14 protein-coding genes are annotated in these 13070 nt (G+C 71.6%); 7 read left to right on the plus strand and 7 right to left on the minus strand.

The features are described 5' to 3' along the window. Positions 1-69: 69 nt before the first annotated feature. A complete protein-coding gene (locus tag ACWGKQ_RS25220; protein WP_453294203.1) occupies positions 70-1596 on the minus strand; it encodes a DUF4331 domain-containing protein in 1527 nt (508 codons plus the stop codon). A 206-nt stretch (positions 1597-1802) separates the two neighbouring features. Between ACWGKQ_RS25220 and ACWGKQ_RS25225 the strand changes: the two genes are divergently transcribed. The 3 genes from ACWGKQ_RS25225 (at position 1803) to ACWGKQ_RS25235 (ending at position 3561) form a co-directional block, all read left to right on the plus strand. Further along, the gene (locus tag ACWGKQ_RS25225) at positions 1803-2345 is read left to right on the plus strand and encodes a sigma-70 family RNA polymerase sigma factor (RefSeq protein WP_453294204.1); all 543 of its coding nucleotides are present in this window, start codon (positions 1803-1805) and stop codon (positions 2343-2345) included. Further along, positions 2342-3154: an anti-sigma factor gene (locus ACWGKQ_RS25230; RefSeq protein WP_453294205.1), complete on the plus strand. Its 813-nt coding sequence runs from the start codon at positions 2342-2344 to the stop codon at positions 3152-3154. The genes ACWGKQ_RS25225 and ACWGKQ_RS25230 overlap by 4 nt, the downstream gene beginning before the upstream one ends. Before the next feature lie 137 nt (positions 3155-3291). Further along, positions 3292-3561: a hypothetical protein gene (locus ACWGKQ_RS25235; RefSeq protein WP_189264881.1), complete on the plus strand. Its 270-nt coding sequence runs from the start codon at positions 3292-3294 to the stop codon at positions 3559-3561. Between the two features lie 23 nt (positions 3562-3584). Here the strand turns inward: ACWGKQ_RS25235 and ACWGKQ_RS25240 are convergent, their stop codons facing one another. The 3 genes from ACWGKQ_RS25240 to ACWGKQ_RS25250 are packed head-to-tail and all read right to left on the minus strand — an operon-like array spanning position 3585 to position 6523. Continuing rightward, positions 3585-4781, minus strand: coding sequence for a CaiB/BaiF CoA transferase family protein (locus ACWGKQ_RS25240; RefSeq protein ID WP_453294206.1), 1197 nt, complete (start codon positions 4779-4781; stop codon positions 3585-3587). Positions 4782-4814: 33 nt separating this feature from the next. Beyond that, complete coding sequence (locus ACWGKQ_RS25245; protein ID WP_453294207.1) at positions 4815-5591, minus strand: ABC transporter permease; 777 nt, start codon at positions 5589-5591, stop codon at positions 4815-4817. After that, complete coding sequence (locus ACWGKQ_RS25250) at positions 5588-6523, minus strand: ATP-binding cassette domain-containing protein (RefSeq protein ID WP_453294208.1); 936 nt, start codon at positions 6521-6523, stop codon at positions 5588-5590. The genes ACWGKQ_RS25245 and ACWGKQ_RS25250 overlap by 4 nt, the downstream gene beginning before the upstream one ends. Before the next feature lie 63 nt (positions 6524-6586). On the opposite strand from ACWGKQ_RS25250, the gene ACWGKQ_RS25255 reads away from it, so the two are divergent. Beyond that, complete coding sequence (locus tag ACWGKQ_RS25255; protein WP_453294209.1) at positions 6587-7291, plus strand: TetR/AcrR family transcriptional regulator; 705 nt, start codon at positions 6587-6589, stop codon at positions 7289-7291. Between the two features lie 90 nt (positions 7292-7381). Here ACWGKQ_RS25255 and ACWGKQ_RS25260 read toward each other — a convergent pair whose 3' ends face one another. The 3 genes from ACWGKQ_RS25260 to hmgA are packed head-to-tail and all read right to left on the minus strand — an operon-like array spanning position 7382 to position 10677. Next, positions 7382-8533: a type ISP restriction/modification enzyme gene (locus tag ACWGKQ_RS25260; RefSeq protein ID WP_453294210.1), complete on the minus strand. Its 1152-nt coding sequence runs from the start codon at positions 8531-8533 to the stop codon at positions 7382-7384. A 12-nt stretch (positions 8534-8545) separates the two neighbouring features. Next, positions 8546-9295, minus strand: a complete 750-nt coding sequence (locus tag ACWGKQ_RS25265) for a GntR family transcriptional regulator (protein ID WP_453294211.1) — start codon at positions 9293-9295, stop codon at positions 8546-8548. A 26-nt stretch (positions 9296-9321) separates the two neighbouring features. Continuing rightward, a complete protein-coding gene (gene hmgA / locus ACWGKQ_RS25270) occupies positions 9322-10677 on the minus strand; it encodes a homogentisate 1,2-dioxygenase (RefSeq protein WP_453294212.1) in 1356 nt (451 codons plus the stop codon). A gap of 166 nt (positions 10678-10843) precedes the next feature. Between hmgA and ACWGKQ_RS25275 the strand changes: the two genes are divergently transcribed. The 3 genes from ACWGKQ_RS25275 to ACWGKQ_RS25285 all read left to right on the plus strand — a co-directional run bounded on the left by ACWGKQ_RS25275 (position 10844) and on the right by ACWGKQ_RS25285 (position 13038). Continuing rightward, entirely contained in the window at positions 10844-11413 is a 570-nt protein-coding gene (locus ACWGKQ_RS25275; RefSeq protein ID WP_453294213.1) for a hypothetical protein, read from the plus strand. Positions 11414-11477: 64 nt separating this feature from the next. Continuing rightward, a complete protein-coding gene (locus ACWGKQ_RS25280) occupies positions 11478-12095 on the plus strand; it encodes a TetR family transcriptional regulator (RefSeq protein WP_453294214.1) in 618 nt (205 codons plus the stop codon). A gap of 67 nt (positions 12096-12162) precedes the next feature. Next, positions 12163-13038, plus strand: coding sequence for a hypothetical protein (locus ACWGKQ_RS25285; RefSeq protein ID WP_453294215.1), 876 nt, complete (start codon positions 12163-12165; stop codon positions 13036-13038). The last annotated feature ends 32 nt before the right edge of the window (positions 13039-13070 follow it).

Raw genomic sequence — 13070 nt, forward strand, 5'->3', positions numbered from 1 at the left:
ATTGAGTGGGTGCGGGCCGCGCCAGTAAAAGGGGGGGCGCGTCGAGCGCCCCGTGAAGGGAAACGGCGATCAGTACGGCCGCTGCATCCGACGCCGCCACCAGCCGAACGCGATGCCGATCAGCAGCACACCCGCCGCACCCGCGGCCGCCGAGCCCGCGATCAGCGTCATGTTGCTGTCACCGGAACCGGTCAGGGCGTCGCCCAGCGCGCTCTTCGTGCTGCTGCCGGCCGCCGCCTTGGCGATCTTGCCGCGCGAACCGGCCGTCGGCTCGGCCACGTACGGGAAGTACTTCTCGAAGCTCTTGTCGTTCTTGTCGACCGCGTCGCCCAGGTCGTTCTTGGAACCGACCAGTTCGCCCTCCATGACCTGGAGCGCCTCGTCGATCACGTCGTCGGTGAGCCGGCGCCCGTTCGGGAAGCCCGCGTTGTCACCGTCCAGGACGCCGAGCCGCTTGGGCTTGGCGGTGGGCTTGATGGACGTGTTGAGGCGGAGCATCTCCGACGGCTTCGCCTGCGGCTGCTCCGTGTTGAGGCCCTTGACGCCCGTGAGGAACACGCTGACGAGGTCGTTGCGGGGCTCGGACGGCGCCTTGATGTTGTAGATCGCCTGGACGAGCTTCGGCAGCTCCGGGTTGGTGACGTTCTTCAGGAACTGCGCGTCGTCCTTGGGCTGGGACGCGTTGAACTTGTCCTTGTCCTTCTGCGGGTTGACGACCTCGTTGACCAGCGGGTTGCCGAGACGCGAGACCTGCGAGTAGTAGCCCTGCGCGTTCTTGCGCTGGGTCGTCGCGTAGATGCCGACGGTCGGACGCGAAGCCGACTGCCGGATCAGGGAGTTCGGCACCTGGAGGGCGATCGTGTTGACGTTGTAGCCCTTGAGGGTGTCGTTGCCGACCTCGCTGAGGTTGCCGCCGTACAGCAGGTCGAAGACGCGCAGGTCGGCGAAGAACGGGTCGTCCGCCTGGCCGGCGAAGGTCGCACCGCCGCCCACCGTCTTGTAGATGGCCTGGGAGCGCAGCTTCGCGTAGTCCGGCATCGACGCCTTGCCGACGTCCGACGGCGCCGCCGGGACGTCGCTGGCGATCCGCGTCGTGTGCTGCTGCTTGCCGTTCTTCAGCTTGATCAGATCGAGGTTGTACGACTGCGTGACGTTCAGGTCGGGGTCGGTCAGGTTGTCGACCACACCCGTGTTGTAGAGGAACGTCTTCTTGTTCTTGATCTGGGTCTTGAAGGTGTAGCGGAAGATCAGGTCGTCGAGCGCGTCACCGTTGTTGTCGACGTGGATGTCGTACTGGGCGTCGTCGGCGAACTGGTAGAAGTTCGGGCCGCCGGCCGGCTCCTCGAAGGGGATGTAGTCCGACACGATCGTGGTGGTGTCGGACTTGTCCGGGCTGACGAACGCGTACAGGTCGGTGTTGTCGTACTGCGGGGTGCCCGAGATGAGCGGGGCCTCCCGGTGGGAGGAGGCGGAGGCCGCCCCCGGTTCCAGCGCGGCGACGCTGGCGGCTGTGATCCCGCCGGTGGCCAGTGCCCCACAGATGAGCGTGACAAGGCCCTTGCGCCTCGCGCCGCCCCTGGAGTTTAGAGGTGTCATGCCGTCCGTCCCTCGGTCCCAACTTGCTTGACGGACGGGTATACGGAGCAGGAGGGCCGTTTGGATTGGTCCGAAGAAAAAAATCTTTTTTTCATGCTCAACCTGCGTTTCGGGCGCTCGCATACGTACTTCTGCCGGAGGTGCGTCAGTTGCGAACGCCTGGTGTGGGACGACGGTCCGGGTGCGGCCACAGAAGGGGGGACGGGGTGGAGGCGGACGAACTGCTGCAACTCGTCGCCGCCGGCGACCAGAAGGCGTTCGAGGACCTCTACGCACTGGTGTCCGGTCCGGTGTTCGGACTCGTACGGCGCGTGGTGCGCGACTCCGCCCAGTCCGAGGAGGTGTCCCAGGAGGTGCTCCTCGAACTCTGGCGCTCCGCACCCAAGTTCGACCCCGAGCGGGGCAGTGCCCTCTCCTGGATCCTCACCCTCGCCCACCGCCGCGCCGTCGACCGGGTGCGCAGCGCCCGCGCGGCCGGCGAACGCGAACAGCGCGAGGCGCTGCGTGCCGGCGAACCCGCCTTCGACCAGGTCGCCGAAACGGTGGAAGCCGGCCTGGAGCGCGAGTGGGTACGCCGCTGCCTGGACCGCCTCACCGCCCTCCAGCGCCAGTCCGTCACCCTCGCCTACTACGACGGCTACACGTACCGTGAGGTCGCCGAGCGGCTCAAGCTGCCGCTGGGTACGGTCAAGACACGGATGCGCGACGGACTCACCCGGCTGCGCGACTGCCTGGGGGGTGCCGCATGAGCCTGGTCGGCCGCCTGCTGCACCGCGAGGACCTGCACTCGCTGGCCGCGCCCTACGCCCTGGACGCCCTGGAGCCCGGCGAGCGGCGCCGGTTCGAGAAGCACCTGGGGGACTGCGACCGGTGTGCCGACGAGGTCCGGGCGCTGACCGAGGACGCGGTACGGCTCGCCTTCTCCGCCGCGGCCCCGCCGCCCCTGGCGATGCGCGACCGGGTGCTGGCCGCGGTACGGGCCACCCCGCAGGAGTCGGCTCCCATCCCCGAGCACACGCCCCAGCTGCCGCCGCACGTCTGGGGCGCCCAGCCGCCGCCGGACCGGGTCCGGGTGCGGACCCGCCGCCCCCTGTTCGTGCCGTTCGCCACCGCCACCGCGGCCGCCGCGCTGGTCGTCGCCTCGCTGTTCGCGGTGCAGGTCGGCCGGACGCAGGATCAGCTCGACGCCGAGCGGGCCCAGTCGCGTGAGATCGCCCACGTTCTGGCCGCGACCGACGTCCGCACGACCAGCTACGAAGATGCCCGGGGCCGAAGTATCGGAGCGGTGGCTTCCGTATCGGAGGGGCGGGCCGTCGTCACGCTCAGCGGGTACGGCACCCCGTCGAACGGCCGAGTGCACCAGCTCTGGCTCATGCGCCCCCGTGTGCAACCGCGCTCCCTCGGGCTTTTCAAGGCCGGCACGCCCTTGGTCGCCACGGGTCTGAGCAAGTCCGCGACGTCACTCGCGGTGACCGTCGAGCCTGCCGGCGGGTCAGCGCAGCCCACCAGCCAGCCCGTTGTCCAACTCGCCCTGAAATCGGTTGGATTCGGAGAGTAGTCGGAGTGTAGTTCAAGAGGGGTCGTCAACACCCTTGCGGGGAAGGTGAATCCTGTGACCGCGATACACGGGTGCCCCATCGGGGCGATAGGGTTACCCTGCCCGGGCCGGGTGGACTCGTACGGGTGGGGAGTGACATGGATCAGATAACACGCAGCAGGGCGAGGGTTCCTGCGATCACCTGCGGCAGCGGCGCGACCAGTTCGCGCCTCGACCGCCATCTGTCGGTGCTGGCGGGACCCGCCATACCGCAGCAGCAGGCGGTCGAGGCGACGTCACTGATGCGTGAGCTGACCGCGCGTGAACCCGCGCAGCGCAGCGACCGGGTCGCACGGGTCAGCCGTGTCTCCCTCTTCGCGCCACTGCGTCGGCTGCGCCGTTCGCTGTTCGGCGGCAGCAAGCACTGACCGCCTGACCGTCAGGCCCGCGCTCAGGCCGCGACACCGTCCCGGCGCAGCGCTGCGATCTCGGCGTCCGTCATCCCCACGGCACGCAGCAGCGCCCCGGTGTGCTGTCCGAGCGCGGGCACGTCCCCCATCCGAGCCTCGTCCCCGCCCGGCAGTGTGATGGGGGGCAGCAACGCACGCAGCGGCCCGACCGGCGACCCCACTTCCCGCCACCGCTCCCGGGCCGCCAGCTGCGGATGCCCGGCCAGTTCCCGCAGGTCCCGAAGCCGTGCGCACGCGATGCCCGCGGCCTCCAGCCGCGCCAGCGCCTCGTCGGCGCCGAGCGCCTCCAGGGCCGCCCCGACCAGTTCGTCGGTCCGCGCCCGGTTCGCCACCCGCGCCGCATTCGTCGCGAAGGCCGGATCCGCACCCAACTCCGGCCGTCCGATCACCTGTTCCGCCAGCCGCCGCCACTCCCGGTCGTTCTGCACCGACAGCAGCACCCGCCCGCCGTCCGCCGTCGGATAGGCGTCGTAGGGCGCGATGACGGCATGCGCCAGACCCGTGCGCCCGGGCGGTGTCCCGCCGTGCATCGTGTGGTGCAGCGGATGCCCCAGCCACTCGGCCAGCGCGTCCAGCATCGACACCTCCACCGGCCCGCCCCGCCCGGTCGTCCCGCGCCGCACCAGCGCCGCCAGGACCCCCGAGAAGGCGTACATGGCCGCCGCGATGTCCGCCGCCGGGATCCCCGCCTTCACGGGCTGTTCCGGCGTCCCCGTGACCGACACGAGCCCCGCCTCGCACTGCACGAGCATGTCGTACGCGCGTTTGCCGGCGTACGGCCCCGAAGCCCCGTATCCGGAGATGTCCACGGCGACCAGCCGGGGGTGCGCGGCGCACAGCGTGGCCGCGTCCAGGCCGAGCCGGGACGCGGCACCGTGGGCCAGGTTCTGCACGAAGACGTCCGCGCCCGCGACCAGCCGCCGTACGACGTCCAGGCCGCGCGGGTCCTTGAGGTCCAGCGCGATGGACTCCTTGCCCCGGTTGCACCACACGAAGTGCGAGGCGAGCCCCTGGGCGGCGGTGTCGTAGCCGCGGGCGAAGTCGCCGCCCTCGGTGCGTTCGACCTTGATGACGCGGGCACCGAGATCGGCCAGCTGCCGGGTGGCGAAGGGGGCGGCGACGGCCTGTTCGACGGCGACTACGGTGATGCCCTCCAGGGGCAGCGGGACACGGTCCATGGGCTGGATCATGTCCCGCGACCGGCGGATCTGTCAGCAGCGCCGGTACCGGCGGACGGCGAGGGGCAGACAGACGGCGATGAGGACCACGCTCCAGGCGACCGAGCCCGCGACCGGGTGCGCCACCGGCCAGGCCGCGTCCGCGGGGACGGGAGCGTTGCCGAAGAGGTCGCGCAGGGCGGTCGTCACCGCGCTGATCGGGTTCCACTCGGCCAGCGTGCGCAGCCAGCCCGGGAGATGCGCGGTGGGGATGTAGGCGTTGGAGAGCAGCGGCAGCACGAAGGTGGACGCGCCGAGCTGACCGGACGCCTCCTCACTGCGGGTGAGCAGGCCGAGCAGGATGCCGACGCTGGTGCAGGCGAACCGGAACAGCAGCAGGAGGCCCACCGCGCCGACCGCCGCGGCCGCCGATCCCTCGACGCGCCAGCCCACGGCCAGACCCACCAGCAGCAGCGGCACGGTCCCGATCGCCGTGACCACCAGGTCGGCCACCGCCTGCCCCAGCGGTACGGCGGCCGAGCTCACCGGCATGGTCCGGAAGCGGTCCATCACACCCCGGTGGGTGTCCTGGGCGGCCTGGAACATCCCCGTCATGACCCCGCCGGCCGCGGTCGCCACCAGCAGCCCCGGGACGAGGAAGGAACGGTACTCCGGGCCCGGCATCGCCAGTGCGCTGCCGAAGACGTAGCCGAAGAACAGCAGCATGTTGATGGGCATCAGCTGGGTGAGGACCGCGAGGCCCGGGCTGTTGCGGACCCGGCGCAGCTGCCGGCCCACCATCGTGACGCCGTCGTACGCGAGCGCGCTCATGCTCGGCTTCCCGTCAGTCGGAGGAAAACGTCGTCCAGGGTCGGCGGCCGGAGGCTCGCGTCGAGCAGGGGCACGTCCGCCGCGTCGAGCTCGCGCACCAGACGCGGGAGGGTGAGGGTCGGGTCCGTGGTCACGGCACCGACGGAGTGCCGGTCGTGGTCGAACTGCGGCTCCGTGCCGGTGAGGTGATCTAGCACAGCGGCCGCCTTCGGCAGCGCGTCCCGGTCGGCGACCACGGCCTCCGCGTACCAGCCGATCAGCGCCTTCAGTTCGGCGGGCGAGCCGGTCCGGGCCACCCGGCCGTGGTCCATCAGCACGATGTCGTCGGCGAGTTGGTCGGCCTCCTCCAGATACTGCGTGGTCAGCAGCACCGTCGTACCGTCCGCCGTCAGCTCGCGCACCGCCTCCCAGATGCCGTTCCTGCTGGCGGGGTCGAGGCCGGTGGTGGGCTCGTCGAGGAACAGCACGTCGGGACGGCGGACCAGGCTGGCCGCGAGGTCGAGCCGGCGGCGCATGCCGCCGGAGTAGGTGGCCGCCTTGCGGTCGGCGGCCTCGGTGAGGCCGAAGCGGTCGAGGAGTTCGGCGGCCCGGTCGTTCGGTCCCCGCACCCGGTGCAGCCGGGCGAAGAGGCGGAGGTTCTCGCGGCCGGTGAGGTCGCCGTCGACCGAGGCGTACTGGCCGGTGACGCCGATGCTGCGGCGCACGGCCGGGGCGTCCCGGACCAGGTCGTGCCCCGCGATGCGGGCGGAGCCCGCGTCGGGCCGGAGGAGGGTGGTCAACAGCCGTACGGCCGTCGTCTTCCCCGCCCCGTTCGGTCCGAGCAGTCCGCAGACCGTGCCCTGCCGGACGGCCAGATCGAGGCCGCGCAGGGCGTGCACAGCGCCGAAGCGCTTCTCCAGACCTTCACTAAGTACAGCGTACGTAGTTTCCATGTGCCGACCATAGCGCACTACGTACGCTGTACGTAACTAGCATGGTGGGCGAGGTGATGATCGATGGCAGTCCGAGGGGTCGAACCCGAGGTGATCTGGGCACGCCCCGAGCGGACCGGGCGGGGGCCGAAGCCGGCGTTCACCCGCGCCGACATCGCGGCGGTCGCGGTACGGATCGCCGACGAGCAGGGGCTGGACGCCGTGTCGATGCGGCACGTGGCGGCCGCGGTGGGGTGCGGGACGATGTCCCTGTACAACTACGTCCCGCGCAAGGAGGACCTGTACGAGCTGATGTTTGACGCGGTCGGCGCGGAGCACGAGCTGTGGGAGCCGACGGGGGACTGGCGGGCCGACATGATGCGGGTCGCCGAGCAGACGCGGGGGTTGATGCACCGGCATCCCTGGGTGCCGCGTCTGATGTCACCGGTCTACGGGTTCAGCCCCCATGCTCTGCGGTATCTGGAGCACTGTCTGGCCTGCCTGGATCCGCTGGACGCGTCCTACGGCACGAAGCTTGAGCTCATCGCCATGCTGAACGGTGTGGTGACGACCTATGTGCGGAACGAGATCGACACGGCCGAGCGGGTTCGCGGTCTGCCGTGGTCGGAGGCGCAGGAGAACGCGGTGCGGGTCGGTTATCTCGGGGGGCAGATCGCCTCGGGGGCGTATCCGCGGATGGCGGCGGCGTTCGCGGAGGGCTCGGGGCCGGTTGACATGGAGGCCGTTTTCAGGCGGATGCTGGAGAGGGTTCTGGGTGGGTTCGCGTAGTGGGAAGCTGCGGGTGCGTGGGGGCTGGTCGCGCCCACGCGGCGGCAGCCGCAAATCAAATACAGCCCCGCGCCCCTGAAACAAGGTCGGTCAGAGCAGCGTCAGTTGACCCGCTGGGCCTTCTTCCGTGTGCTCCAGGATCGACGCTGGTTTGCGGGACGTGTCCGGGGGTGGGAGTACGCCCGCTGCCGTCAGGTCGGCTGCCGTGATCGGAGACTTGATCTCCAGCTCGGTCCGCTGCGTGCGGACGTCCGCCAACAGGGTCAGGACCGTGATCAGTTCCAGCAGTTCCGAGGTCTGCTGCTGTGGCCAGGTCGTGGGGGCGATCGCCGACAGGGTGCCGGGTTCCGCCTGCTGGGTGCGGGTGGTGAACCACGCCTCCAGGACCCGTGCCTCACCCGTCCTGAAGTCCCACGCCTGCGGTGGCACCGGGGAGATGCGGCCCTCGTCCAGGTGGAGGGCCTCCTCCTCGGCGTCGTAGCGGATCGTCAGGGGGCGGGCGGGGAGCGGGGCCCGGACGTAGGGGCGGCGGCCGCCCGGGAGTTTGGGGCGTTCGCCGTCCCGGCGCATGAGCCACAGGGCTCGGTGGCCCAGTGCCACGCCGCTCGACCAGAGGTCGGGGTCCTCGGTGAGCGGGACGGTGTGGTCGGTGCGGATCGCCGCCAGGGCCCAGGCCAGGATGTCCGGCGGGGTGACGGCCCGGTCCAGCCGGCCGGCCAGGTAGGCCGCCAGGCCCGGGGCCAGGTTCGGTTCCGCGCCCCCCGGCCGGCGGTACAGCGGGCGGATCCGGCCCGCGCGCAGGGTGGGCAGGACGGAGGTCGTCAGCAACGGCATGCCCTCCGCCGATTCCACCGCGAAGATCTGGTGGTCGTCGGCCACCCGCCACAACTCCGGGCGGGCCGCGTCGATCAGGCGGTGGTCCGGGAGCAGCCACTGTTCGTCGAAGGGGGCGCAGAGGACCCGGACCGGGTCCGGGCAGGGGCCGGTGGCCTGCGCCAGCCGCTCCGTGCCGGTCGGCCGGCCCGGTAGCTGGGCCACCGCCGAATGGACCGTCCGGGCGCGCGTCGGCTCGAACAACGTCTCCCGGTCGGTGCCCTCGGCCCTGAGGAGAGCCTCCCAGCGGGCCTTCAGGGTCGCCGGGACGGGGGCCGTCGGCCACCCCCGGCCGAGCCGTAGCGGTGCGACGGACCACGGCATGAGGTCCGCCAGCAGCGGAGCGTCGTCGTGCGTCACGCCCGGCATCGTACGACGAGTTCAGGTGGCGTCGAGGGTGACCGTGAAGGAGAAACGGTCGCCCCGGTAGTGGATGACCGCCAGGTCCAGGACCCGGCCGGCGGTGTCGTAGGTGACGCCCGTGTAGTGCAGGATCGGGCTGAGGAGGGGGACCTGGAGCAGCCGGGCGGTCTCCGGGTCGGCCAGCCGGGCCTCCACCGTGTCCGTGATCCGGCTGATGTCCGCGCCGACGACGTCCCGGAGCACCCTGGTCATCGGCCACCGGGCGAGGTCCTCGGGGTCGATGCGCGCGGCGAGTTCGGGGCGGACGTGGTTGCGGGCGTGGTTGGTGGGCTCACCGGTCTGCTCGTCACTGCGCAGGCGGTGGTACGCCGCCACCTCCGCGAGATCCGGGAAGTACTCGGTGAGTTCGCCGGTGACGGGCACCGTGCCGTGGTCCAGCAGCCGCGCCGTCATCCCCGACTGCTGGGCCACGATCGCGTCCACCGAGCCCAGCAGCCGTACCGGGGCGCCGCGCCGGGCGTCCGGTTCGATGAAGGTGCCGCGGCGCCGGTGCCGGCTGATCAGTCCCTCGTCCTCCAGCTCCTTCAGCGCCTGCCGCATGGTCAGCACGCTGACGCCGTAGTGCTCCGCCAGCTGTTCCTCGGTGGGCAGCCGGAGCGGGTCCTGCGGCGAGCGGCCGAGTATCGAGGCGCGCAGCGACTGCGACACCTGGTACCAGAGCGGCAGCTTGCGGTTCAGGACGATCGAGTCCGGGGCGAAGGAGGTCACGGGCCATCCGTACCGGTGAGGGATCTTCAGTGCAAGGGGCGGAAGTGGCGTTCCAGGCCCTGCCACACGTCGTCGTAGCGCCGCTGGAGGTGCCCGGCGGTCGCCGCCTGCGGAGTGAGCGTCACCGGCCAGCGGGTCTCGAACATGAATGCCAGGCCGTCGTCCACCTTCTGGGGCTTCAACTCGGCCGTGCTCGCCCGGTCGAACGTCTCCCGGTCCGGACCGTGCGCCGACATCATGTTGTGCAGCGACCCGCCGCCCGGCACGAAGCCCTCCGCCTTGGCGTCGTACGCCCCCTCGACGAGCCCCATGTACTCGCTCATCACGTTCCGGTGGAAGTACGGCGGCCGGAAGGTGTTCTCGCCCACCAGCCAGCGCGGCGCGAAGACCACGAAGTCGACGCCCGCAAGGCCCGGGGTGTCGGACGGGGACGTCAGCACCGTGAAGATCGACGGATCGGGGTGGTCGTACGAGATGGAGCCGATCACATTGAAACGCCGGAGATCGTAGGCGTACGGCACATGTGTGCCGTGCCAGGCGACCACGTCCAGCGGGGAGTGGTCGTAGGTGGCGGTCCACAGGTTGCCGCAGAACTTGTTGACCACCTCCACCGGGCCCTCGATGTCCTCGTAGGCGGCGACGGGGGCCAGGAAGTCCCGGGCGTTGGCCAGTCCGTTGGCGCCGATCGGGCCGAGGTCGGGGAGGCGGAACGGCGAGCCGTAGTTCTCGCACACATAGCCCCGGGCCGTGGCATCCAGCAGCTCCACACGGAAGCGGACCCCACGGGGGATCAGCGCCACCTGTCCCGGTTCCACATGCAGCAGGCCGAACTCCGTGCGCAGCAGCAGTCCGCCGCGCTCCGGGACGATGAGCAGCTCGCCGTCCGCGTCGGAGAAGATCCGCTCCATGGTGGCGTCGGCGTGGTAGAGGTGCACGGCCATGCCGGTGCGCTGGGTGGCGTCGCCGTTGCCGCCCAGGGTCCACAGGCCGGCCAGGAAGTCCGTGCCGGGCAACGGCTCCGGCGGGGGGTTCCAGCGCAGCCGGTTCGGGTCCGGGGCGAGCTCCGTGAAGGGGGCGGTGCGCAGTCCGCCGTTGTCGGCGGCGCGGGTGAACGCCGGGTGGGCGGCCGAGGGGCGGATCCGGTACAGCCAGGAGCGGCGGTTGTGGGCCCGCGGCTCGGTGAAGGCCGTACCGCTGAGCTGCTCCGCGTACAGGCCGAGGGGGGCGCGCTGCGGGGCGTTGCGGCCCTCGGGCAGGGCGCCCGGCACCGCCTCCGAGGAGTGCTCGTTGCCGAACCCGGAGAGGTACGACAGCCCCTCGGCGGTCTTCCGCGCCTTCCCGCGCTCGAACTCGCTCGCGCGGGAGGTGACCCCATCGCTCATGATCGCTCCCTGAACCCGCTGGAACTGCCGGCCATCGATTCCTATGTATCACCGTAGGATTGCGCGGGATCGGGTGCAAGAGGGCCGGGATCATCCCGGCGGGGGACGGCGGGAAACCCGACTTCAGGGGGATCCGGTCGCCGGCGCGCTGTTCTACGCTCCGGGCATGTCGTGGACGCGTGGACTGCCGGGTGCGCTCGCGGTCTGCGTGCTGTTACTGGTCGCCGCGGCGGGGTGCGGGACCGGGGAGACGCACGGGCGCGGGGCGGAGTCGCCCTCACCGGTGGGCAAGATCCTCGACCACACGGACGAGGGCGGGCGCCACTACCGCGAGCTGGACAAGAAGCAGGCGCCCGAGGTGGACACGGTGGTCACCCCCGACGCGGCCGGCGGCTGGGACGTCCGGCTCGACGTGCGGCGCTTCCGCTTCTCCCCGGCGGCCACCGCCGCGAAGGCGGTCGCCGGCCGCGGCCTCGCCTACCTCTTCGTGGACGGCGGCCTGGTGACGCGGCTGCGCACCCCCACGTTCCACCTGCCCGCCGGCCTGGTCCCGCACGGCACCCACCACATCACCGCCCGGCTCTACGCGGACGACGGCACGGTGTGGGCCGTGCACGGCAAGCCGGTGGAGAGCACGGCGGACGTCACGGCGTCGGGCGCGGAGACGGCGACACCGCCTGCATCGGGGGCCGCGTCCCCCACCGGCAGCGGCGCGAGCAGCCCGGACGCCGGGTGAGTGTACGGGCCATCCGTCCGCGTACTGGGGGGCGAGGTTCACCTGATCCCGGCGGAAAGGCATCATGAAGCCCGTGCCCCCAGCGACATCGCTTCGCAAAGCGCCCGTGCAGCGCCGCAGCGCCGAACGGCTGACCAGGATCCTCGACGCCTGTGCCGACCTCCTCGACGAGGTGGGCTACGACGAACTGAGCACCCGGGCCGTCGCGGTGCGCGCCGGGGTGCCCATCGGCTCGGTCTACCGCTTCTTCGGCAACAAGCGGCAGATGGCCGACGCCCTCGCCCAGCGCAACCTGGAGCGCTACTCCGAGCGCGTCACCGAGCGCCTGAAGGAAGCCCCGAAGGGCGACTGGCGGGCGGCGATGGACGCGGTGCTCGACGAGTACCTGGCCATGAAGCGCACCGCCCCCGGCTTCTCCCTCGTCGACTTCGGCAACCAGATCCCGGTCGGCGCCCGCGACGCGGAGCCGAACCACCGGGTGGCCGACCGGCTGACCGACCTGCTGGCGGCGTACATCGGCCGCGCCCCCGACGACGCGCTGCGCCGCACCTTCCTGGTGGCGGTGGAGACCGCCGACGCCCTGGTCCACCTGTCCTTCCGGATGGCCCCGGAGGGCGACGAGTCGATCATCACGGAGACCCGCGAGCTGCTGCGGGCGTATCTGGCGCGGTTGCTGGACTGACCGGGGTCCCGAGGCCGTGCCGTTGCTAAGGTGAGCCCACGCTTGGGTCGCGCACGGGGGGAACGCCATGGCTCGGGTGGTCTGCATCCACGGCATAGGGCAACAGCACACGGGGGAGCGGGAGTTGCGGGGCTCCTGGCACCCCGCACTGTCCGACGGCCTGCTGCGGGCCGGCGCCGCCACCGCCCTCGCGGCGGACGACGTGCGCTGTGTCTTCTACGGCGACCTGTTCCGTCCGCCGGGCCGCACCCTCGCACTCGGCGACCCGCCCCTGGACGCCTCCGACGTCCAGGACGGCATCGAGACCGAACTGCTGCTGGCGTGGTGGGCGGAGGCGGCCCGCACGGACACCGCGGTGCTGCCGCCCGACTCCCGTACCCTGGCCCGCACCCCGCGGGCCGTGCAGCGCGCCCTGGACGCCCTCAGCCGTTCCCGGTTCTTCGCCGGTGTCGCGCTCCGCAGCCTGGTCCTCGACCTCAGGCAGGTCCGCCGCTACCTGTGCGACCCGGAGCTGCGCGACGCCGTCCAGCAGCGGGTCGCCGACGCGATCACGGACCGCACCCGGGTGGTCGTGGGCCACTCCCTGGGCAGCGTCGTCGCCTACGAGGCACTGTGCGCCCACCCGGACCTGCCGGTGCGCGCCCTGCTGACGCTGGGCTCGCCGCTGGGCATCCGCAACCTCGTCTTCGACCGGCTGCGCGTCGGCACCACGGGCTCGCCCGGCGACTGGCCGGGATCCGTACGGCACTGGACCAATCTCGCGGACGAGGGTGACGTCGTCGCCCTGGTGAAGGACCTGCGGCCGCTGTTCGGCGAGCGGGTCAGGTGTCAGGTGGTCCACAACGGGGCACGGGCCCATGACGCGACGCGGTATCTCAACACCGCCGAGGCGGGCCGGGCGGTGGAGGAGGCCTGCCGGGACACGGGGGAGGCCGGGGCATGAGCGACAGACGCCGGGCGGCGGACCGTGGGCGC

Source organism: Streptomyces sp. NPDC054770, assembly GCF_053611985.1.